The organism is Anaeromyxobacter sp. Fw109-5 (assembly GCF_000017505.1).
GTDB lineage: Bacteria > Myxococcota > Myxococcia > Myxococcales > Anaeromyxobacteraceae > Anaeromyxobacter.
This window is the reverse complement of sequence record NC_009675.1, coordinates 1,650,130-1,665,370: the sequence shown is the minus strand read 5'-3', so window position 1 is coordinate 1,665,370 and position 15,241 is coordinate 1,650,130. Positions and strand designations below refer to the sequence as shown.

The following is a 15,241-nucleotide window of genomic DNA, read 5'->3' as shown; positions in this document are numbered from 1 at the left end:
GATATCGCATCGTCGCGCCGAATGCCCCCGGTCATCGAGTCGATGGAGCTGGCGCAGGTCATCGCCGAAGCAGCGGACATCGCGGCGAGCGTCAAGCAGAAGCTCACGAGCGCCCATCAGCTCCTGGCCTTCTTCACGGTGCCGAACCGGGCGGAGATCCTCCTCAAGGAGCGCGGCATCGACGAGGACCGGCTCCTCGCGGCGATGACCGGCAAGCCGAAGGAGCCGGAGGGCGTCCTGCGCGACCTGCGCGAGCGGTCGCGCGAGGTGGCGGAGTCGGTCGGGGCGGAGGAGGTCGACTGCCTGCACCTCCTCATCGCGATGGGGCGCGTCCGCGCGAGCGCCGCCCACCAGCTCCTCGGCGCGTGCGGGCTCCAGCTCTCGACCCTGCGGAACGTCGCCCTCTCCTACTTCACCGCCAGCATGCCGCGCCGGCTGCGCGAGCTGCAGCCGGTGCAGGTGCGGCCGGCGCAGCCCCTCACGCCCCCGCGGCGGAGCGAGCCGCGCGCTCGCGCGGCCGACCCGAGCCGGGACCTCCAGCTCGACGCCCACCTCGAGCAGGCGCTCGGAGACGCGACCGCGACGGATGGAGAGGCCGTTCATCCCGAGCGTGGTGTGTCCGCGGCAGCGGACACACGGAGTCGAGGGACCACCCCGCCCCCGACCTCGACCGACGCTCCCGAGGCCGCTCATCCCGAGCGTAGCGTCTCCGCGGACGCGGAGACGCGCAGTCGAGGGACCCGCGCGCGCCGCTCCCCGCACGCGCTCGATCCCAAGGAGCTCCCCTGGCTCTCGCAGCTCGGGCGGAACCTGACCGAGCTCGCCGCCGCCGGCCGCCTCGACCCGCTCGTCGGCCGCGAGCAGGAGGTCGAGGAGGCGATCGACGTCCTCGGCAAGCGGCGCACGAACAACCCGCTCCTCGTCGGCGAGCCCGGCGTCGGCAAGACCGCCATCGTCGAGGGGATCGCGCAGCGGCTCCTCCAGTCCGCGCGCGAGCGGGTGATCGTCGAGATCGACATGGCGAGCGTGGTGGCGGGCACGTCGCTCCGCGGGGCGTTCTCGGAGAAGCTCCTCGGCATCCAGGAGGAGGTGCGCCGCGCCGCGGGCCGGGTCGTGGTCTTCATCGACGAGATCCACACGCTCATGGGCGCGGGCCAGGCGGGCGAGGGGCCGCAGGACGCGGCGAACGAGCTCAAGGCGGCGCTCGGCCGCGGCGAGTTCCCCTGCATCGGCGCCACCACGCACGACGAGTACCGCCAGCACATCGAGAAGGATCCCGCGCTCGAGCGCCGCTTCACGCCGGTGCTGGTGCGCGAGCCGTCCGTGGCGGACACGGTCACGATCCTGCGCGGCCTCGCGCCGCGCTACGAGAAGCACCACCGGGTGCGGTTCGCCGACGGCGCGCTCGAGGCCGCAGCGTCCCTCTCCGCCCGCTACGTCACCGACCGCTTCCTGCCCGACAAGGCGGTGAGCGCCCTCGATCTCGCCGGCTCCCGCGCCTCGCGCGCGGGCGCGGCCGAGGTGGACGCCGCGGACGTCGCCCGCACCGTCGCGAAGATGGCCGGCATCCCCGAGTCCCGCCTGCTCGCCTCCGACCGGGAGCGGATCCTCGGGCTCGAGGTCGCGCTGCGCGACAGAGTGGTCGGCCACGCGGACGCCATCGCGCGCGTCGCGGCGGTGCTGAAGCGCAACTTCGCCGGGTTCGCCACCCGCCGGCCCATGGGCTCGTTCCTCTTCCTCGGCCCCACGGGCGTCGGCAAGACCGAGCTCGCCCGCGCGCTCGCCGACGCGCTCTACGGCGCCCCCGACGCGCTGGTCCAGCTCGACATGAGCGAGTGCGCCGAGACGACCGGGGTCGCGCGCCTGGTCGGCGCCGCGCCGGGCTACGTCGGCTACGGCGAGGGCGGCCAGCTCACCGACGCCGTCCGCCGCCGCCCGGCCTCCGTGGTGGTGCTCGACGAGATCGAGAAGGCCCACCGCGACGTGCAGATGCTGCTCCTGCAGGTGCTCGAGGAGGGGCGGCTCACCGACGGGCGCGGCCGCCAGGTGGACTTCTCCAACGCGGTCGTCGTCCTCACCTCGAACCTCGGCGCCGAGGAGGCGACGCGCACCTCCACCGGCGCGATGGGGTTCGGCGCAGCGGAGCGGGTCCAGCCCAGGACCGACCGCGTCCTGCAGGCCGCGCGCGGCGCCGTGCCGCCGGAGCTGTGGAACCGCCTCGACGAGCGCGTCTGCTTCTCGCCCCTGTCCCGCGAGGACGTGGCGAAGGTCGCGCGCCTCCTCGTCGCCGGCTCGTCCCGGCGGCTGGAGGCGGAGCGGCGGATCCGCTTCGAGGCCACCGACGGGGCGATCGCGCACCTCGTGGAGAACGGCGGGTTCGACGCGGCGCTCGGCGCGCGCCCGATGCGCGGCGCCATCCAGCGGCTCGTGGAGGCCCCGCTCGCGGAGCGGATCCTCGCCGGCGAGCTCGGCCCGGGCGACGTCGCCATCGTGGACGTGGACGCCGCGGGCGGGCTGCGCTTCGACCGCGCCGCGCGCGCCTGACCGTCAGCGCCCGGTGCCGCCCTCCCTCCGGCGGACATACAGCGTCTTGTCGACCTCGGCGCAGACGGTCCCCTGCCCGTCCACGAGCCGCACCGTATAGACGCGGTCCACCGAGCGCGCGGCCTCGAGCGCCGTCCGGATGGCATCGGTCTCCTCCTCCGGCAGCGTGAACGTGGCGCGCAGCGTGGAGCGGCCCGGCCGCAGGAACCGGATCGCCGCGGCCTTGTCCCACACGACGAAGCCAGCGCCCAGGCACCGGATGAGCATGAGCATGTAGATGGGATCGACGGCGGCGTAGATCGAGCCGCCGAAGATGGTGCCCACGTAGTTGCGCGTGCGGCGCGAGAGCGGCAGCTCCACCCGCACCTCGCGCCAGTCGTGCGCGATGAACGTCACCCGGCCGCCGCTCCCCCGGTAGGCGGGGAACAGGTTGAAGCCGAGGCGTTCGACGCGGGTGCGGAGGGATTCGCCCATGCGCGCCAGTTTGACGGCGCCGCCCGCCGCCGCAACGCTCCTCGCGTGAACGCCGCCCCCGCACGAGGCCGAGAGAGCGCGCGGCGCCCTAGCGATACAGCCCGCGCTGCTCGACGTACTCCCGCACGCTCCGCGCGACGAGCCCCGAGACGTCCTCCCCCCGGGCGAGCCGCTCGCGCACCAGGGTGGACGAGATGGCCGGCAGCGTGGGGGCTCCCGGCACCGGCGGGTACCCCTCCCTCCCCACCACCACCACGCGCGCCAGCTCCTGGACGCGGTCCCAGCGGTACCACTTGTCCGTGTCCGGCAGGATGTCCGCGCCGACCACGAGCGTGAAGCGGTGATCCGGATGCTTCGCGTGGAGGTGCTCGAGGGTGCGCGCGGTCTTCCCCACCAGCGGATCGCCGGCGAGCTCGGCCTCGGCGGTGCACACGGCCACGCCGCGGATCGCGCGCGCGGCGAGCTCGCACATCCGGACCCGGTCGTCGAACGGCGCGAGCGCCTTGCCGAACGGGTGCTGGTACGAGGGGAGGAGCCAGACCTCCGAGACGTCCTGCGTCGCGAGCGCCCAGTACGCCGCCATGAGGTGGGCCACGTGCGGCGGGTTGAAGGAGCCGCCGAGGATCGCGACCGCTCGCCCTCCGCCCGCGCGCGCGCGCGCGCCGCCCGGCGTCCGCCGCGCCATCACTTCACCGACATCCGGCCCTGCGCCGTGGGCGCGCAGCGCTCGGTGCGCAGCTCCGCGCCGCCGGCCGAATAGACGGTGAGGACGACGTCGCGGTCCGTGAGCTCGGCGATCGCGAAGGTGGCCGGCGCGTCCGGGGGCGCGTCGCCGCGGAGGTGCCCCGGCGTCACGAAGCAGCGCGGCCCGATCTGCACGATGCCGGCGCGCGCGCTGTTGCCGTGGAAGAAGACGGAGGCGTTCGCGATGTCGTCCCGCGAGAGGTCCGCCTTGTCGTGGACCAGGCAGCAGATGCGCCCCTCGACGAGATCGACGTGAGTGCGGGGGACCTCGCCGCTCACGCCCTCCGGGCAAGCCCGGCTCGCGACGCGCACGATGCGCGCGGCGATGGGATCGGGCGTGCCGCGCCGGCGCCGGGCCAGCACGCCGTCCACGTCCGCGTGCCGCCCGCCCAGGAAGAAGACCTGCTCCGCGCCGGCGCGCTCGAAGCGCTCGAAGGCGCGCGCGAGCGCGTCGAGGTTGCCGTGAGTGTCGCTTGCGAGCCCGATCCTCAAGGAGACGCCTCCTCCACAGCATTTCCCAGCCGGCGGAGCCTACCCCAGGGCCGTGAAACAGTCCCCTCCCATCGCCGCGGCGGCCGATCCGCGTCGCATCGCTTCGTTGCTCCTCCCTCACATACCCTACGGGTATGCTCGGTCGTCGCGCCTCGCGCTGCTCGCGTCTCGTCCGCCTGGCTCGGTCCGGGGACTGATTCACGGCCCTCAGCCCGCGTACCGGAGGTAGGGCGCCCGCCGCCGCGCGAAGGAGCGCTCCTCCGGCGCGAACGCCCGCGCGAGCTCCGCCAGCGTGGCCCCCGCCTCGATCCCCTCGCGCTCTCGCGCCGAGCCGCAGAGCAGGTCGAAGGCGGGCACGCCGGCGACGAACTCGTACGGCTCGGTGCGCCAGGCGAACCGCGCGGGATCCTGGGCCCGCGCGTGGAGCACGCAGGCGAGGCCGGTCCGGAACGGCCGGAAGCGCTCGGCGTCCGTGACGAACAGCTCGACGCCGTGGCACCGGACGCCCGTGTGCTTGTCCCAGGTCGGCACGAAGCTCGCCGGGCGGAAGCGGACGCCGGGGAGCCGCTCGCGCGCGAGGTCGGCGACGAGCCGGGGCGCGTCGAGCCAGGGCGCCCCGAACAGCTCGAAGGGGCGGGTGGTGCCCCGCGCCTCGGAGAGGTTCGTCCCCTCGAGGAGGCACATGCCCGGGTACACGAGCGCCGCCTCCGGCGTCGGCATGTTCGGCGACGGGAACACCCAGGGGAGCCCCGTCTCGCGGAACGACCTCTCCCGCCGCCAGCCCTCGCAGGCCACGAGCTCGAGCTCGAGGTCGAGCCTCCGCTCCGCGCGGAACAGCAGCGCGAGCTCGGCGACGGTCATGCCGTGGCGCGGCGCGAGGTCGTGCAGGCCGCAGAAGCTCTCGAACCCCGGCGTGAGGCGCGGCCCCTCGACCAGCACACCGCCGATCGGATTCGGCCGGTCGAGCACGACGAACGGCACCCGCGCGTCGGCGGCCGCCTCCATGCAGAGCATCATCGTCGCCTGGTACGTGTAGTAGCGGGCGCCGACGTCCTGGATGTCGAAGACGAGCGCGTCGAGCCCGTCGAGGGCCTCGGGAGACGGCTTCAGCGACTCGGGGGTCTCGCCGTAGAGCGAGTGGACCGCGACGCCGGTGCGCGGGTCGCGCTCGCCCCCGACCGCCGCCATGTACTGCGCGTCGCCCCGGACGCCGTGCTCGGGGCCGAACAGCGCGGCGAGCTCGACGCCGGACGCGCCGTGGAGCAGGTCCGCCGCGTGCACGAGCTCGGCCGTGACCGCCGTGGGGTTGCAGACGAGGCCGACCCGCCGTCCCCGCAGCGCCCGGAAGCGGCCGCGGGCGAGCACGTCGAGGCCGGAGCGAACCACGGCCGCGCGCGCGCGTCCGCGCTCGGCCCCCCGGGGGGCGGCGGCTTTCCGGCGGGCGTTCGCGCGGCGAGGCATGGAAGCTCCCTCGGGCTGGGCTCAGTTCCCGGTGGCGCCGGGCGCGCTCGCGTCACGGGGCTCCGCGCCCTCGCCGAGCCGCGATCGGCGGGGATCGCGCGCCTCGCGCACGAGCGCCATCGCGCCCAGGGCGAACATCGGGGCGAGGTGGGCCGCGTGATAGAGGAGCGCGAACGCGAGCGCCGGCGCGGCGGCGACGCCCACGCCGGCCACCACGAGCGCGGCGGCGGCCTCGAACGGACCGGCGTTGCCGGGCGAGAGCGAGATCACGTTCGCGGCCGTGGTGGCGACGACGAGGAGACCCGCGAGCTGGAGCGTCGCCGGCAGGCCGAGCGACACCAGCGAGAACCAGGCCACGAGGAGCTCCGCCCCCCACCCGGCGAGCCCCCACGCGAACGACTTGCCGAGGGCGCGCGGCTCGTGCGCGGCGCCGAGACCCGCCCGCAGCCGGGCCCACAGGCCGGCGAGCCCCCGGCCCGAGGCGTCGTGACCGGCGCGCGGCCGCGCGAGCCACGAGGCGGCGAGCCCCGCTCCTGCGATGACCGCGAACGCGAGCAGCGCCTGGCGCGCCCACGGCGGGAGCGGCGCGGCGAAGGCGAGCCCGGCGATGAGCGGCACGAGGGTGGCCGTCCCGACCACGTAGTCGAGGATCGCCGCGGCGAGCACCGAGGTGGTGGCGAGGCCGGTCCGGCGGGCGAGGAGGTGCGACCGGACGAAGTCGCCGGCGCGCGCCGGCACGGCGACGCCGACCGCGTAGCCGGCGACGAGGGGCCCGAACGCGTCGCGCGCCCGGACCCGAACGCCGGGCGGCCGCACCACCGCGGCCCAGCGGCCGGCGTGCAGCCACTGCGACAGCACGTTCGCGCCCATGGCGAGGAGCAAGGCCTCGGGCCGCGCGGAGGCGAGGCTGCGGAGGACCTCGCGCAGGTCGACCCGCGCGAGCGCCACGGCGCCGAACGCCGCGATGATCGCGAGGCCGGCGAGCCGGAGCAGCCGCTGGCGTCCGGGGCGCCCTTCGGGCGTGGCGGCGATGCCGCGGAGGCGCTGCCAGAGGGCGGACACGGCGCGACAGACTAGCCGCGGATCCGCCGGAGCGAAAGGGCGCTCCGGGGATTCACCCGCGGACGCCGATCGCGCGGTACACCCCGAGCACCTCGCGCGCGACGGACGGCCAGGCGAACCGCTGCGCGGTCACACGCCCGCGCTCGCCGTACGCCGCGCCGCGAGCGGGCTCCCGCGCGAGGCGCAGCAGGGCCCGCGCCCAGGCCGCCTCGTCGGTCGCGGGCAGGATCTCGCCCTCCCGCCCGTGCTGCACGATCTCGCGGTACCCCTCGACGTCGGAGGCGAGGACCGGCTTGCCGGCCGCCATCGCCTCGAGGAGCGTCACCCCGGCGCTCGGGGCCTGCGACGGCGCGCAGAAGACGTCGGCCGTGGCGTACCAGTCCGGCCGCTCGTCCTGGACGCGGCCCACGAAGACCACGTCCTCCTCCAGCTCGCGCGGCAGGCGCGCGCGAGCGCGGGCGAGCCCGGGCCCGTCGCCGACCACGATCAGCCGCGCGTCGATCTGCCGCCAGGCCCGGTGGAAGGCGCCGATCATGCAGTCGAGCCCGTTCCGCGGCTCGACGCGCCCGAGCCACAGCACGTTCAGCTTGCCGTCGTCGAAGCGACGCAGCCTCCGTCCGCGCGAGAGCCGGTCGTAGTCCACGCCGTGCGGGATCATCCGGACGTCCGCGCCGAGCCGATCGCCGTAAGGCGCCAGCGCGGCCCGCGACACGGCGATCGTCGCGTCCAGCCGATCCACGTACCGCTGGAGCACGCCGCGCGCGAGCCGGAACAGGAGCCCGGGGCGCGCGCCGGGGTGGAAGGTGCCGACGACCGGCCCGGTCGCGTGGTGGATCGCGAGCAGCGGGAGGACCGGCGAGAGGGGCGCGTGCACGTGGACCACGTCGAACCGCTCGCGCGCGAAGAGGTCGCGCAGGGCTGCCCCCACGCCCGTCCCGCCCGTCACCCGCCCGACCGCGCCGCGCTGGGCGAGCGGCCGGCTCGCCCCTACCCGCAGCACGTCAGAGGACTGGGCTTCCGTGGGAGGCGGCGCGCCCTTCGCCACGTCCGGCATCACGCTCGTGACGATCTTGACCGTGTGCCCGAGGCGGCGGGCCTCGCGCGCGAAGTTGTGGACGTGCTCGGGGATGCCGCCGAGGCTGGGGTAGTACTCCTCGGTGACGACGCCGATGCGCAAGGGCCGCCTCCTGGGGCGGAGCCGCTCAGCGCGTCAGCGCCTGGCGGCGTGGCTGGAACGGGATGACGCGCGCCTCGCGCGGCGGGATGGGGCGCACGCGTCTTCCGAGCGGCGCGCGGCGCCACGCCAGCGGCGCGAGGGCGAGGGCTGCGGAGATCCACGCCGCGGCTGTGAGCCAGAGCAGCGCGAGCGCCGCCCCGGCGGCACGGACGAGCAGGACCGCGCGCCCTTCGACGCGATGCGGTGCGGGGGCGCTGGCCAGGCGCAGGTGGCCTCGTGAGACGGTCGGACCAGAGTGAGGCACGAGGACTTCCTCCTCTGGCCAACGTAGACACCCGCTCCCGAGCCGGCCAACCGGCCCCGGCGGTGGGCCCGCTCGGTCCGCTGGCGCCCAGTGGCCGGATTTTGCTAAGCACGCGCGGATGTCCGAGCGGACCCTCCGCACCAGGGTGCCCGTCACCGCCGTGATCGCGGCGGCCGCGCACCTCGCTTTCGACGTGCTGTCGACCCGGCTGCCCTGGACCACCCCCCCCTACCTCCTGGTGGATTACGTGGCGGGCCCGTTCCGGGACATCGTCGCGATCGACCGCACCGCCGTCTCGATCGCCGTGGCGATCGCGGCCTCCTCGGTGAACGGCCTCATCACGGCCACGCTCGCGGCCGCCCTGGACGACGCCGCTCGGCGGGTGCGGGGCCTCGGCCTGCTCCTCTCCGCGCTGTGGGGGCTGTCGGGCGGGTTGCTGGCGCTCATCTATCTGTCGGCGCCCCTCGGGATCCTCGCCGGGAGTCTCGCCGCTGGGATCCCGCGGTCGTTCGCGGTCGCCTGGCTGGCCGAGCGCTTCAGGCGATGAGGGCCGCAGAACGCCGGTCCCGTCGCCGCGGCGAACGATCCGCGTCGCATCGCTGCGTTGCTCGCGTTTCGCTCGCCTGGCTCGGTCCCCGGCATTCTGAACGAGCCTTGAGGCGACCGCCCCCATCGGGAGCGGGAGCCGGGCTGCCACGACGCCGTGCGAGGCTCACCGGCGGGAAGGCAGCAGCGGCCTGAGGTTCCGGCCCGGCCGCCCCGTCGCCCGCGCCTTCGCGTCGGCCTTCTCGGCGTCGGCGGTCCGGCCGTTGCGCTCGTAGAAGCGCGCGAGCTGGGTCCACCCTGCCGACCGCTCGGGCGCCGCGCGCGCCACGCCGAGCAGCTCGGTCTCGGCCTCGGTGAGGCGACCCGCCGCCTCGTACAGCTCCGCCAGGCGTGCCCTCACGACCGTGTCGCGAGGCCGGGAGGAGCGTGCCCGCTCCAGCTCCTGCGCCGCGTCGGCGACGCGTCCGAGCCGCTCGAGCGCGCGCGCGCGGCGGAGGCGCACGTCGGGATCCTCGCGGACCATGAGGGCGCGCCCGTAAGCCGCCTGGGCCGCCTCGTCGTCGCCGCGCAGCTCCGCGAGGCCAGCGCTCGCGAGGTCCCATCGCGCGTCCACGGTCCTCCGGCGCACGCCGGCGAGGACCGCCCCGGCGCGGTCGAGCTCCTTGCCGTCCGCGACGAGCAGCTCGGCGAGCTCGATCCGGACGTCGTCGCGCGCTGGCGCGGCGGCGTGCGCCTCCTCGAGCCGGGCCACCGCGCCGGCCACGTCGCCCGCCTCGCGCAGGGCACGACCCTCGGCGAGGAGCGCGTCGGAGCCCGGCAGCGGGACGGCGGCCGGGACCGCGGCGGCGGGCAGGGGCCCGGACGGCAGGGGGGGAGTCGAGGCGCAGGCGAGCAGCAGCGCGACCAGCGCGATGGACGAGGCGAGGGGCAGGCGCTTCACGAGGTCATATAACCACGCGGACGCGCCGGTAATCCGGTCGGTGGCGCGTCGCGCCCGGAACGGGTAAGTGGAGCACCGACCGATGACCGACCGCACGCAACGAGAGCTCGGCTGGCCCGAGATCCTCAACGCCCTCGCGGCCCGCTGCCGGCTGCCGGCGGGCCGCAACCGGGCGCTCGCCCTCCCCTTCCAGCCGACCGCGGAGGCCGCGCGCGAGGCGCTCGCCTTGGTGGGAGAGGCGCGGCGACTGTCGGAGCTCGCCCTCGCGCTGCCGCTCGGGGGCGTCGGCGACGTGGAGGGGCACCTCGAGCGGGCGAGCAAGGGGGGCGTCCTCGAGCCGCTCGCGCTGCGCGAGTGCGCCGCGCTCGCACGCGCCGCCGCCCGGACCCGGGGCCTGCTCGAGGCCCGGGCGTCGGAGACGCCGCGGCTGTGGGCGCTCGCGGAGCCGCTGTCGCCCTCGGCGGCGCTCGCCGATCGGATCGAGCGCGCCATCGAGCCCTCGGGCGCGATCTCGGACCGGGCGAGCGCGGAGCTCGCCCAGGCCCGCGAGCGATCCCGCGGCCTCCACCGCGCGCTCAAGGCCCAGGTCGAGACGCTCCTCGCGGACGCGGACATGCAGCGCCACCTGCGCGACACCTACTTCACCATCCGCAACGAGCGCTACGTCCTCCCGGTGCTCGCGAGCGCGCGCCGCGCCGTCCCCGGCATCGTCCACAACGCCTCGCAGTCCGGCCAGACGCTCTTCGTCGAGCCGGATTCGATGGTCGAGCTCGGCAACGAGCTCTCGATCGCGAACGCCGTCGCCGCCGAGGAGGAGCAGCGCATCCTGCGCGAGCTCACCGGCGCGCTCATGGCCGACTCGGGCGCGCTCGCCCGCGACCTCGGGATCCTGGCCGCGCTCGACGTGCTCGAGGGCTCGGCGCTGCTCGCCTCCGATCTCGACGCGCACGCCCCCGAGGTGCTCTCCCCCTTCGACGGGCTCAGGGTGGGCGGCGCTGGCGCCGGCTTCGAGCTGCTGTCGCTCCGCCATCCCCTGCTCGTCCTCCAGGGCAAGAAGGTGGTCCCGAGCCACGTCCGGCTCGACGCGCCCGCGCGCGCGCTCATCGTGTCGGGGCCGAACGGCGGCGGGAAGACGGTCGCCATCACCGCGGTCGGGCTGTCCGCGCTCATGCTCCGCGCCGGCCTGCCGGTCGCGGCCGCCGAGGGGTCGCGGCTGCCGTTCTTCCTGGAGGTGAAGGCGGCGGTGGACGAGCGGGGCGATCTCGCGAAGGACCTCTCCACCTTCACCGCCCACCTCGCGGCCGTGAAGGAGATGCTCGCGGGCGCGGTGCCCGGCTCCCTCATCCTCGTGGACGAGATCGCCGCCGACACCGATCCGCGCGAGGGGGCGGCCCTCGCCGCGGCGATCCTGGAGTCCCTGGTCGAGCGCGGCGCGGCGGTGCTCGTGACCACGCACCTCGACGAGCTGAAGGCGCTCGCTCTCACGGACCCGCGCTACGCGAACGCCCGCGTCGGCTTCGACGCCGAGCGGCTCGCGCCCACCTACCAGCTGCACCTCGGGAGCCCGGGCAGCTCGTCGGCGATCGAGGTCGCCGCGCGGGTGGGCCTGCCGGCGCCGCTCGTCGAGCGGGCGCGGGCGGCGCTCACCGGGCACGGCGGCGCGCTCGGGCAGGCGCTCCGCGCCCTCGACGACGAGCGCGCGCGGCTCGCGGAGGAGCGGCGCGCCGCGGAGAGCGCGCGGGACGCGGCGCGGAAGGCCGAGGAGCGCGCCCGGGCCGCCGAGGAGGTCGCGCGGCGCGCCCAGCGCGAGGCGGCGGCGCGCATGGGCGAGGCGCTCGCGGACGAGCTCGAGGCCGCGCGCGCGGAGGTGGCGGAGCTGCTCGCCGGCCTGCAGGCGCGGCCCACCGTGAAGGCGGCGACCGACGCCGCCCGCCAGCTCGACGCCTGGCGCGCGACGGTCGCCCAGGCGGCGAAGGCGACGCAGGCGCGCGCCGACGCCGGCGCGGAGGCGCTCCCGGGCGGCGAGGTGAGGCCGGGCGTGCGCGTGCGGATCGTCTCGCTCGGCCAGGAGGGCGAGGTGGTCGAGGTGGACGGCAAGGACGCGCTCGTGCGGGCCGGGCCGCTGAAGGTCCGCCGGCCGGTCGCGGATCTCGTGCCGCTCCTCGGCAAGGCGAAGGACGCGGCGAAGCTCGGGCGCTCGCGCTCGGAGAAGCTCCAGGCGGCCTCGGAGGCCCGCCCGAGCGCGCCGCCCGGCCTCGAGCGGCGGCTCGACGTGCGCGGCCTGCGCGTCGAGGAGCTGCTCCGGGAGGTGGAGCGATTCCTCGATCGCCTCTACTCGGACGGCGAGGCCGACTGCCTCATCCTCCACGGCCACGGCACCGGCGCGCTGAAGCAGGCGCTGCGCGATCACCTCTCCGCCTCGCCCTACGTCGGCGCCTTCCGCGCCGGCGACCGGCACGAGGGCGGCGACGCGGTGACGGTCGTCAGCCTCCGGCGCTAGCGCCGCTGCCAGGCGTGCGCCCGCGCACGCAAATCGCGCGCGACGGCGGGAGCTCCGGCCGTGCGGGCGCCCGGTCGATCCAGGGCCAGCGTTTGCCTCGTTCGTGCGAGGGACCGCCGAACCCGTCTTCACGAGTCCGCAATTCCTGCGGGGCTAGCGAACTTTTCTGCGCTCGGCGGTCCGCACGGTGTGGTAGAGAGGAGGCACTCGTCCGAGCTGGCGCTCCCCGCTGAACCGGCCCGGGCTCTCGCGCAAAACGCAAAGCAAGTCGATTTCCGGAGGAACTGCATGAAGGCTTTCAAGAAGCTGGTCGCTGCAGGCCTCGCGCTCGCGCTGCCGCTCTCGGCGCTCGCGCAGACCACGCCCGCCGAGCCGGCGAAGCCCGCCGAGCAGGCGGCGCCCGCCGGTGCCCCCGTCGCCGAGAAGGTCCCGGCGACGAAGCCCGCAGACGACGCGATCAAGGTCACCCCGTACGGCTTCGTGCTGCTGAACGCGTTCTACGACCTGGACGCGTTCGCGACCAAGGACTACCCGGGCCAGGCGTCGTCGCTGGACACCGGCGAGGCGTTCCTGATGAGCGCGCGCCAGTCCCGCTTCGGCGTGCGGCTCGGCGGCAAGGACACCATGCTCACCGGCGCCGACCTGTCCGGCGTCATCGAGTTCGACTTCAAGGCCGGTCACATCGCCGGCGCGAACGCGGCGAGCACCAACTGGTACAACGGCGTCATGCGGCTCCGCCTCGCCGCGGCCACGGCGAGCTGGAAGTTCGCGAACGGCTCCTCGTTCGCCGTCCTCGCCGGCCAGGAGTACGGCCTCGTGAACCCGCTCTTCGCGGAGTCGCTGGCCTGGGTCGCGGATCCGCTCTTCTGGCAGGCCGGCAACCTGTGGCGCCGCTCTCCCCAGGTGCGCGCCACGTTCAACGGGAAGTTCGGTGACATGGGCCTGACGCTCCAGGGCGCGGTGCTCTCGCCGGCCGACGGCTTCACCGACGGCGACGGGCCGCACGGCACCGACTTCGGCCCCGGCAACGCCTCCGGCGTGCCGGACCTCGAGGCGCGCGCGGCCGTGAACGCGAAGTTCGCCCCGGACATGGGCGGCACGGTGGGCGTGAGCTACCACCGGCAGGAGCGGAAGTACCTGAACGCCACGGGCGGCACGGACGACGAGCTCGACACCTGGATGTTCGGCGTCGACGCCGAGCTGAACCTGACGCAGTTCCTGGCGGCGAAGGGCGAGTACTACATGGGCTCCGGCGCGAGCGATACGTACAACGCCCCGGACCCGAGCACCCGCGGCGACGCGGGGGCGCGTGAGGCGCTCGACACGAAGGGCTGGTGGGCGCAGGCCATCATCAAGCCGGTCCCGTACCTCTGGCTCACCGCCGGTTACGGCTCGGCCGAGAGCGACGAGCCGGAGTTCGTCACCGCCGCGACCGCCCGCGAGGAGAACACGCAGCTCGCCTTCGGCGCGCTCGTGAACGCCGGGAAGGCCTGGCGGTTCGGCGTGGAGTTCATGCGGACCGAGACCACGTACGGCAACGGCGCCGACTTCGACGCCAGCCAGATCGCGGTCTCCTCGCAGCTGAAGTTCTAGTCGGGGTCACATCGGGGGCGTCCGCGGAGGTTGAATTCCGCGGACGCCTTCGTACGTCAAAGGGTTTCACCCTCTCGCAAGGAGCGGCACATGAAGAAGATGCTCGCCCCGGCCCTCGCCGCGCTCAGCCTCGCCCTTCCGGGCGCGGGCCAGGCGCAGGTGAAGATCGGGTTCATCAACTCCATCACCGGCCCCGAGGCCCCCATCGGCGAGAACCTCACGAACGGCGTCGACATGGCCGTCGAGGATCTCAAGAAGAAGGGCGTGAACGTACAGCTCATCAAGCAGGACGACACCGGCAAGCCCCAGGTGTCGATGAGCGCGATGGAGCAGCTCGCGACGGGTGACGAGGTCGCGGCGGTGGTCGGCCCCTACACCTCGGCGACGGCGAACGCGGTCGCGAAGCTCGCGAACCAGTACAAGGTGCCCCAGGTCGTGCCCGCGGCCGCGAAGGAGGAGATCACGCGCCAGGGGTACGACTGGGTCTTCCGGCTCAACGCGCCGGCGCACCAGTACGCGCAGTCGCTCCTCGACGCGGCGCTCGAGTTCGGCAAGCCGAAGACGATCGCCTTCATCTACGAGTCCACCGACTTCGGGACCTCCGTGGCGACCGCGGGGAAGGACTACGCGCAGAAGAAGGGCCTCAAGGTCGTCGGGGACGAGGCCTACCAGAAGGGCGCGCCGGACTACCGCTCGACCCTCACGAAGGTCAAGGCGGCGAACCCCGACCTCGTCTTCATGGTGTCCTACGTCGCGGACGCCATCCTGCTCATGCGGCAGTCGCGCGAGGTCGGCCTGAAGCCGCAGGCGTTCCTCGGCGGCGGCGCCGGGTTCGACACCGCACAGTTCGAGAGCGAGAAGGACATCTCCAACCTCGTCTTCTCGGTGACCCAGTGGACGCCGGAGAGCACGCCGGGGGCGGAGGAGTTCGCGAACCGCTATCGCCAGAAGTACGGCAAGAAGCCGACCTATCACGCGGCCTGCGCGTACGCGGCCATGATGGTCGTCGGCGAGGCGGCGCAGAAGGCGGGCGGCGACCGCAAGAAGATCCAGGAGGAGCTCAAGGCCGGCAAGTGGACCGGCATCATGGGCGAGGTGGACTTCCAGGATTACGAGGGGTTCACGAACCAGAACAAGCTCATCATGCCGGTCATCCAGTACCAGGGCGGCAAGTCGGTGACCGTCTACCCGAAGCAGCTCGCGAAGAAGAAGGCGGTCTTCCCGTTCACCTGGAAGTGATCGTCCCGCCGCGGCGCGGCACGAGCCGCGCCTGGCGAAGCTGAAGCTCTCGGGGCGGCGGGCCGGACGCGGGCCCGCCGCCCCGTCGTTTTCCGGCGCCGGTCACCTTCCGCCGAGCGCCGGTCGCGAATTTTCGGCGCGCGGCGAGCCGACGGATATTGAAGT

13 protein-coding genes are annotated in these 15,241 nt (G+C 74.8%); 5 read left to right on the top strand and 8 right to left on the bottom strand.

The window, feature by feature from the left end; all coding sequences use genetic code 11:
- The first annotated feature begins 21 nt into the window (after nt 1-21).
- A complete protein-coding gene (locus ANAE109_RS07470) occupies nt 22-2,544 on the top strand; it encodes an AAA family ATPase (protein ID WP_011985779.1) in 2,523 nt (840 codons plus the stop codon).
- 3 nt (nt 2,545-2,547) lie between these two features.
- Here ANAE109_RS07470 and ANAE109_RS07465 read toward each other — a convergent pair whose 3' ends face one another.
- The 7 genes from ANAE109_RS07465 to ANAE109_RS07435 all read right to left on the bottom strand — a co-directional run bounded on the left by ANAE109_RS07465 (nt 2,548) and on the right by ANAE109_RS07435 (nt 8,258).
- Nucleotides 2,548-3,018 (bottom strand): DUF4442 domain-containing protein, encoded by a 471-nt coding sequence (locus ANAE109_RS07465; RefSeq protein ID WP_011985778.1) that lies wholly within the window; start codon nt 3,016-3,018, stop codon nt 2,548-2,550.
- 88 nt (nt 3,019-3,106) lie between these two features.
- Nucleotides 3,107-3,703, bottom strand: coding sequence for a nicotinate (nicotinamide) nucleotide adenylyltransferase (nadD, locus tag ANAE109_RS07460; RefSeq protein ID WP_011985777.1), 597 nt, complete (start codon nt 3,701-3,703; stop codon nt 3,107-3,109).
- A complete protein-coding gene (locus ANAE109_RS07455; RefSeq protein WP_011985776.1) occupies nt 3,703-4,254 on the bottom strand; it encodes a metallophosphoesterase in 552 nt (183 codons plus the stop codon). Before ANAE109_RS07455 ends, nadD begins: the two co-directional genes overlap by 1 nt.
- Before the next feature lie 207 nt (nt 4,255-4,461).
- Nucleotides 4,462-5,715: an exo-beta-N-acetylmuramidase NamZ domain-containing protein gene (locus ANAE109_RS07450; protein WP_011985775.1), complete on the bottom strand. Its 1,254-nt coding sequence runs from the start codon at nt 5,713-5,715 to the stop codon at nt 4,462-4,464.
- Nucleotides 5,716-5,736: 21 nt separating this feature from the next.
- Nucleotides 5,737-6,777 (bottom strand): lysylphosphatidylglycerol synthase transmembrane domain-containing protein, encoded by a 1,041-nt coding sequence (locus tag ANAE109_RS07445; RefSeq protein ID WP_011985774.1) that lies wholly within the window; start codon nt 6,775-6,777, stop codon nt 5,737-5,739.
- Nucleotides 6,778-6,829: 52 nt separating this feature from the next.
- Entirely contained in the window at nt 6,830-7,954 is a 1,125-nt protein-coding gene (locus ANAE109_RS07440) for a glycosyltransferase family 4 protein (protein WP_011985773.1), read from the bottom strand.
- 25 nt (nt 7,955-7,979) lie between these two features.
- On the bottom strand, nt 7,980-8,258 hold the full coding sequence (locus ANAE109_RS07435) for a hypothetical protein (protein ID WP_041448185.1): 279 nt from the start codon (nt 8,256-8,258) through the stop codon (nt 7,980-7,982).
- A gap of 118 nt (nt 8,259-8,376) precedes the next feature.
- Here ANAE109_RS07435 and ANAE109_RS07430 point away from each other — a divergent pair, with 118 nt between their 5' ends.
- Nucleotides 8,377-8,805, top strand: coding sequence for a hypothetical protein (locus ANAE109_RS07430; RefSeq protein WP_011985772.1), 429 nt, complete (start codon nt 8,377-8,379; stop codon nt 8,803-8,805).
- Nucleotides 8,806-8,970: 165 nt separating this feature from the next.
- On the opposite strand, the gene ANAE109_RS24795 is transcribed toward ANAE109_RS07430, so the two are convergent.
- Nucleotides 8,971-9,744: a lipopolysaccharide assembly protein LapB gene (locus ANAE109_RS24795; RefSeq protein ID WP_011985771.1), complete on the bottom strand. Its 774-nt coding sequence runs from the start codon at nt 9,742-9,744 to the stop codon at nt 8,971-8,973.
- A gap of 82 nt (nt 9,745-9,826) precedes the next feature.
- Between ANAE109_RS24795 and ANAE109_RS07420 the strand changes: the two genes are divergently transcribed.
- The 3 genes from ANAE109_RS07420 to ANAE109_RS07410 all read left to right on the top strand — a co-directional run bounded on the left by ANAE109_RS07420 (nt 9,827) and on the right by ANAE109_RS07410 (nt 15,076).
- Nucleotides 9,827-12,244 (top strand): endonuclease MutS2, encoded by a 2,418-nt coding sequence (locus tag ANAE109_RS07420; protein WP_011985770.1) that lies wholly within the window; start codon nt 9,827-9,829, stop codon nt 12,242-12,244.
- A gap of 288 nt (nt 12,245-12,532) precedes the next feature.
- Nucleotides 12,533-13,837 (top strand): hypothetical protein, encoded by a 1,305-nt coding sequence (locus tag ANAE109_RS07415; protein WP_011985769.1) that lies wholly within the window; start codon nt 12,533-12,535, stop codon nt 13,835-13,837.
- Nucleotides 13,838-13,927: 90 nt separating this feature from the next.
- The gene (locus ANAE109_RS07410) at nt 13,928-15,076 is read left to right on the top strand and encodes an ABC transporter substrate-binding protein (RefSeq protein WP_041448184.1); all 1,149 of its coding nucleotides are present in this window, start codon (nt 13,928-13,930) and stop codon (nt 15,074-15,076) included.
- Nucleotides 15,077-15,241: the final 165 nt, after the last annotated feature.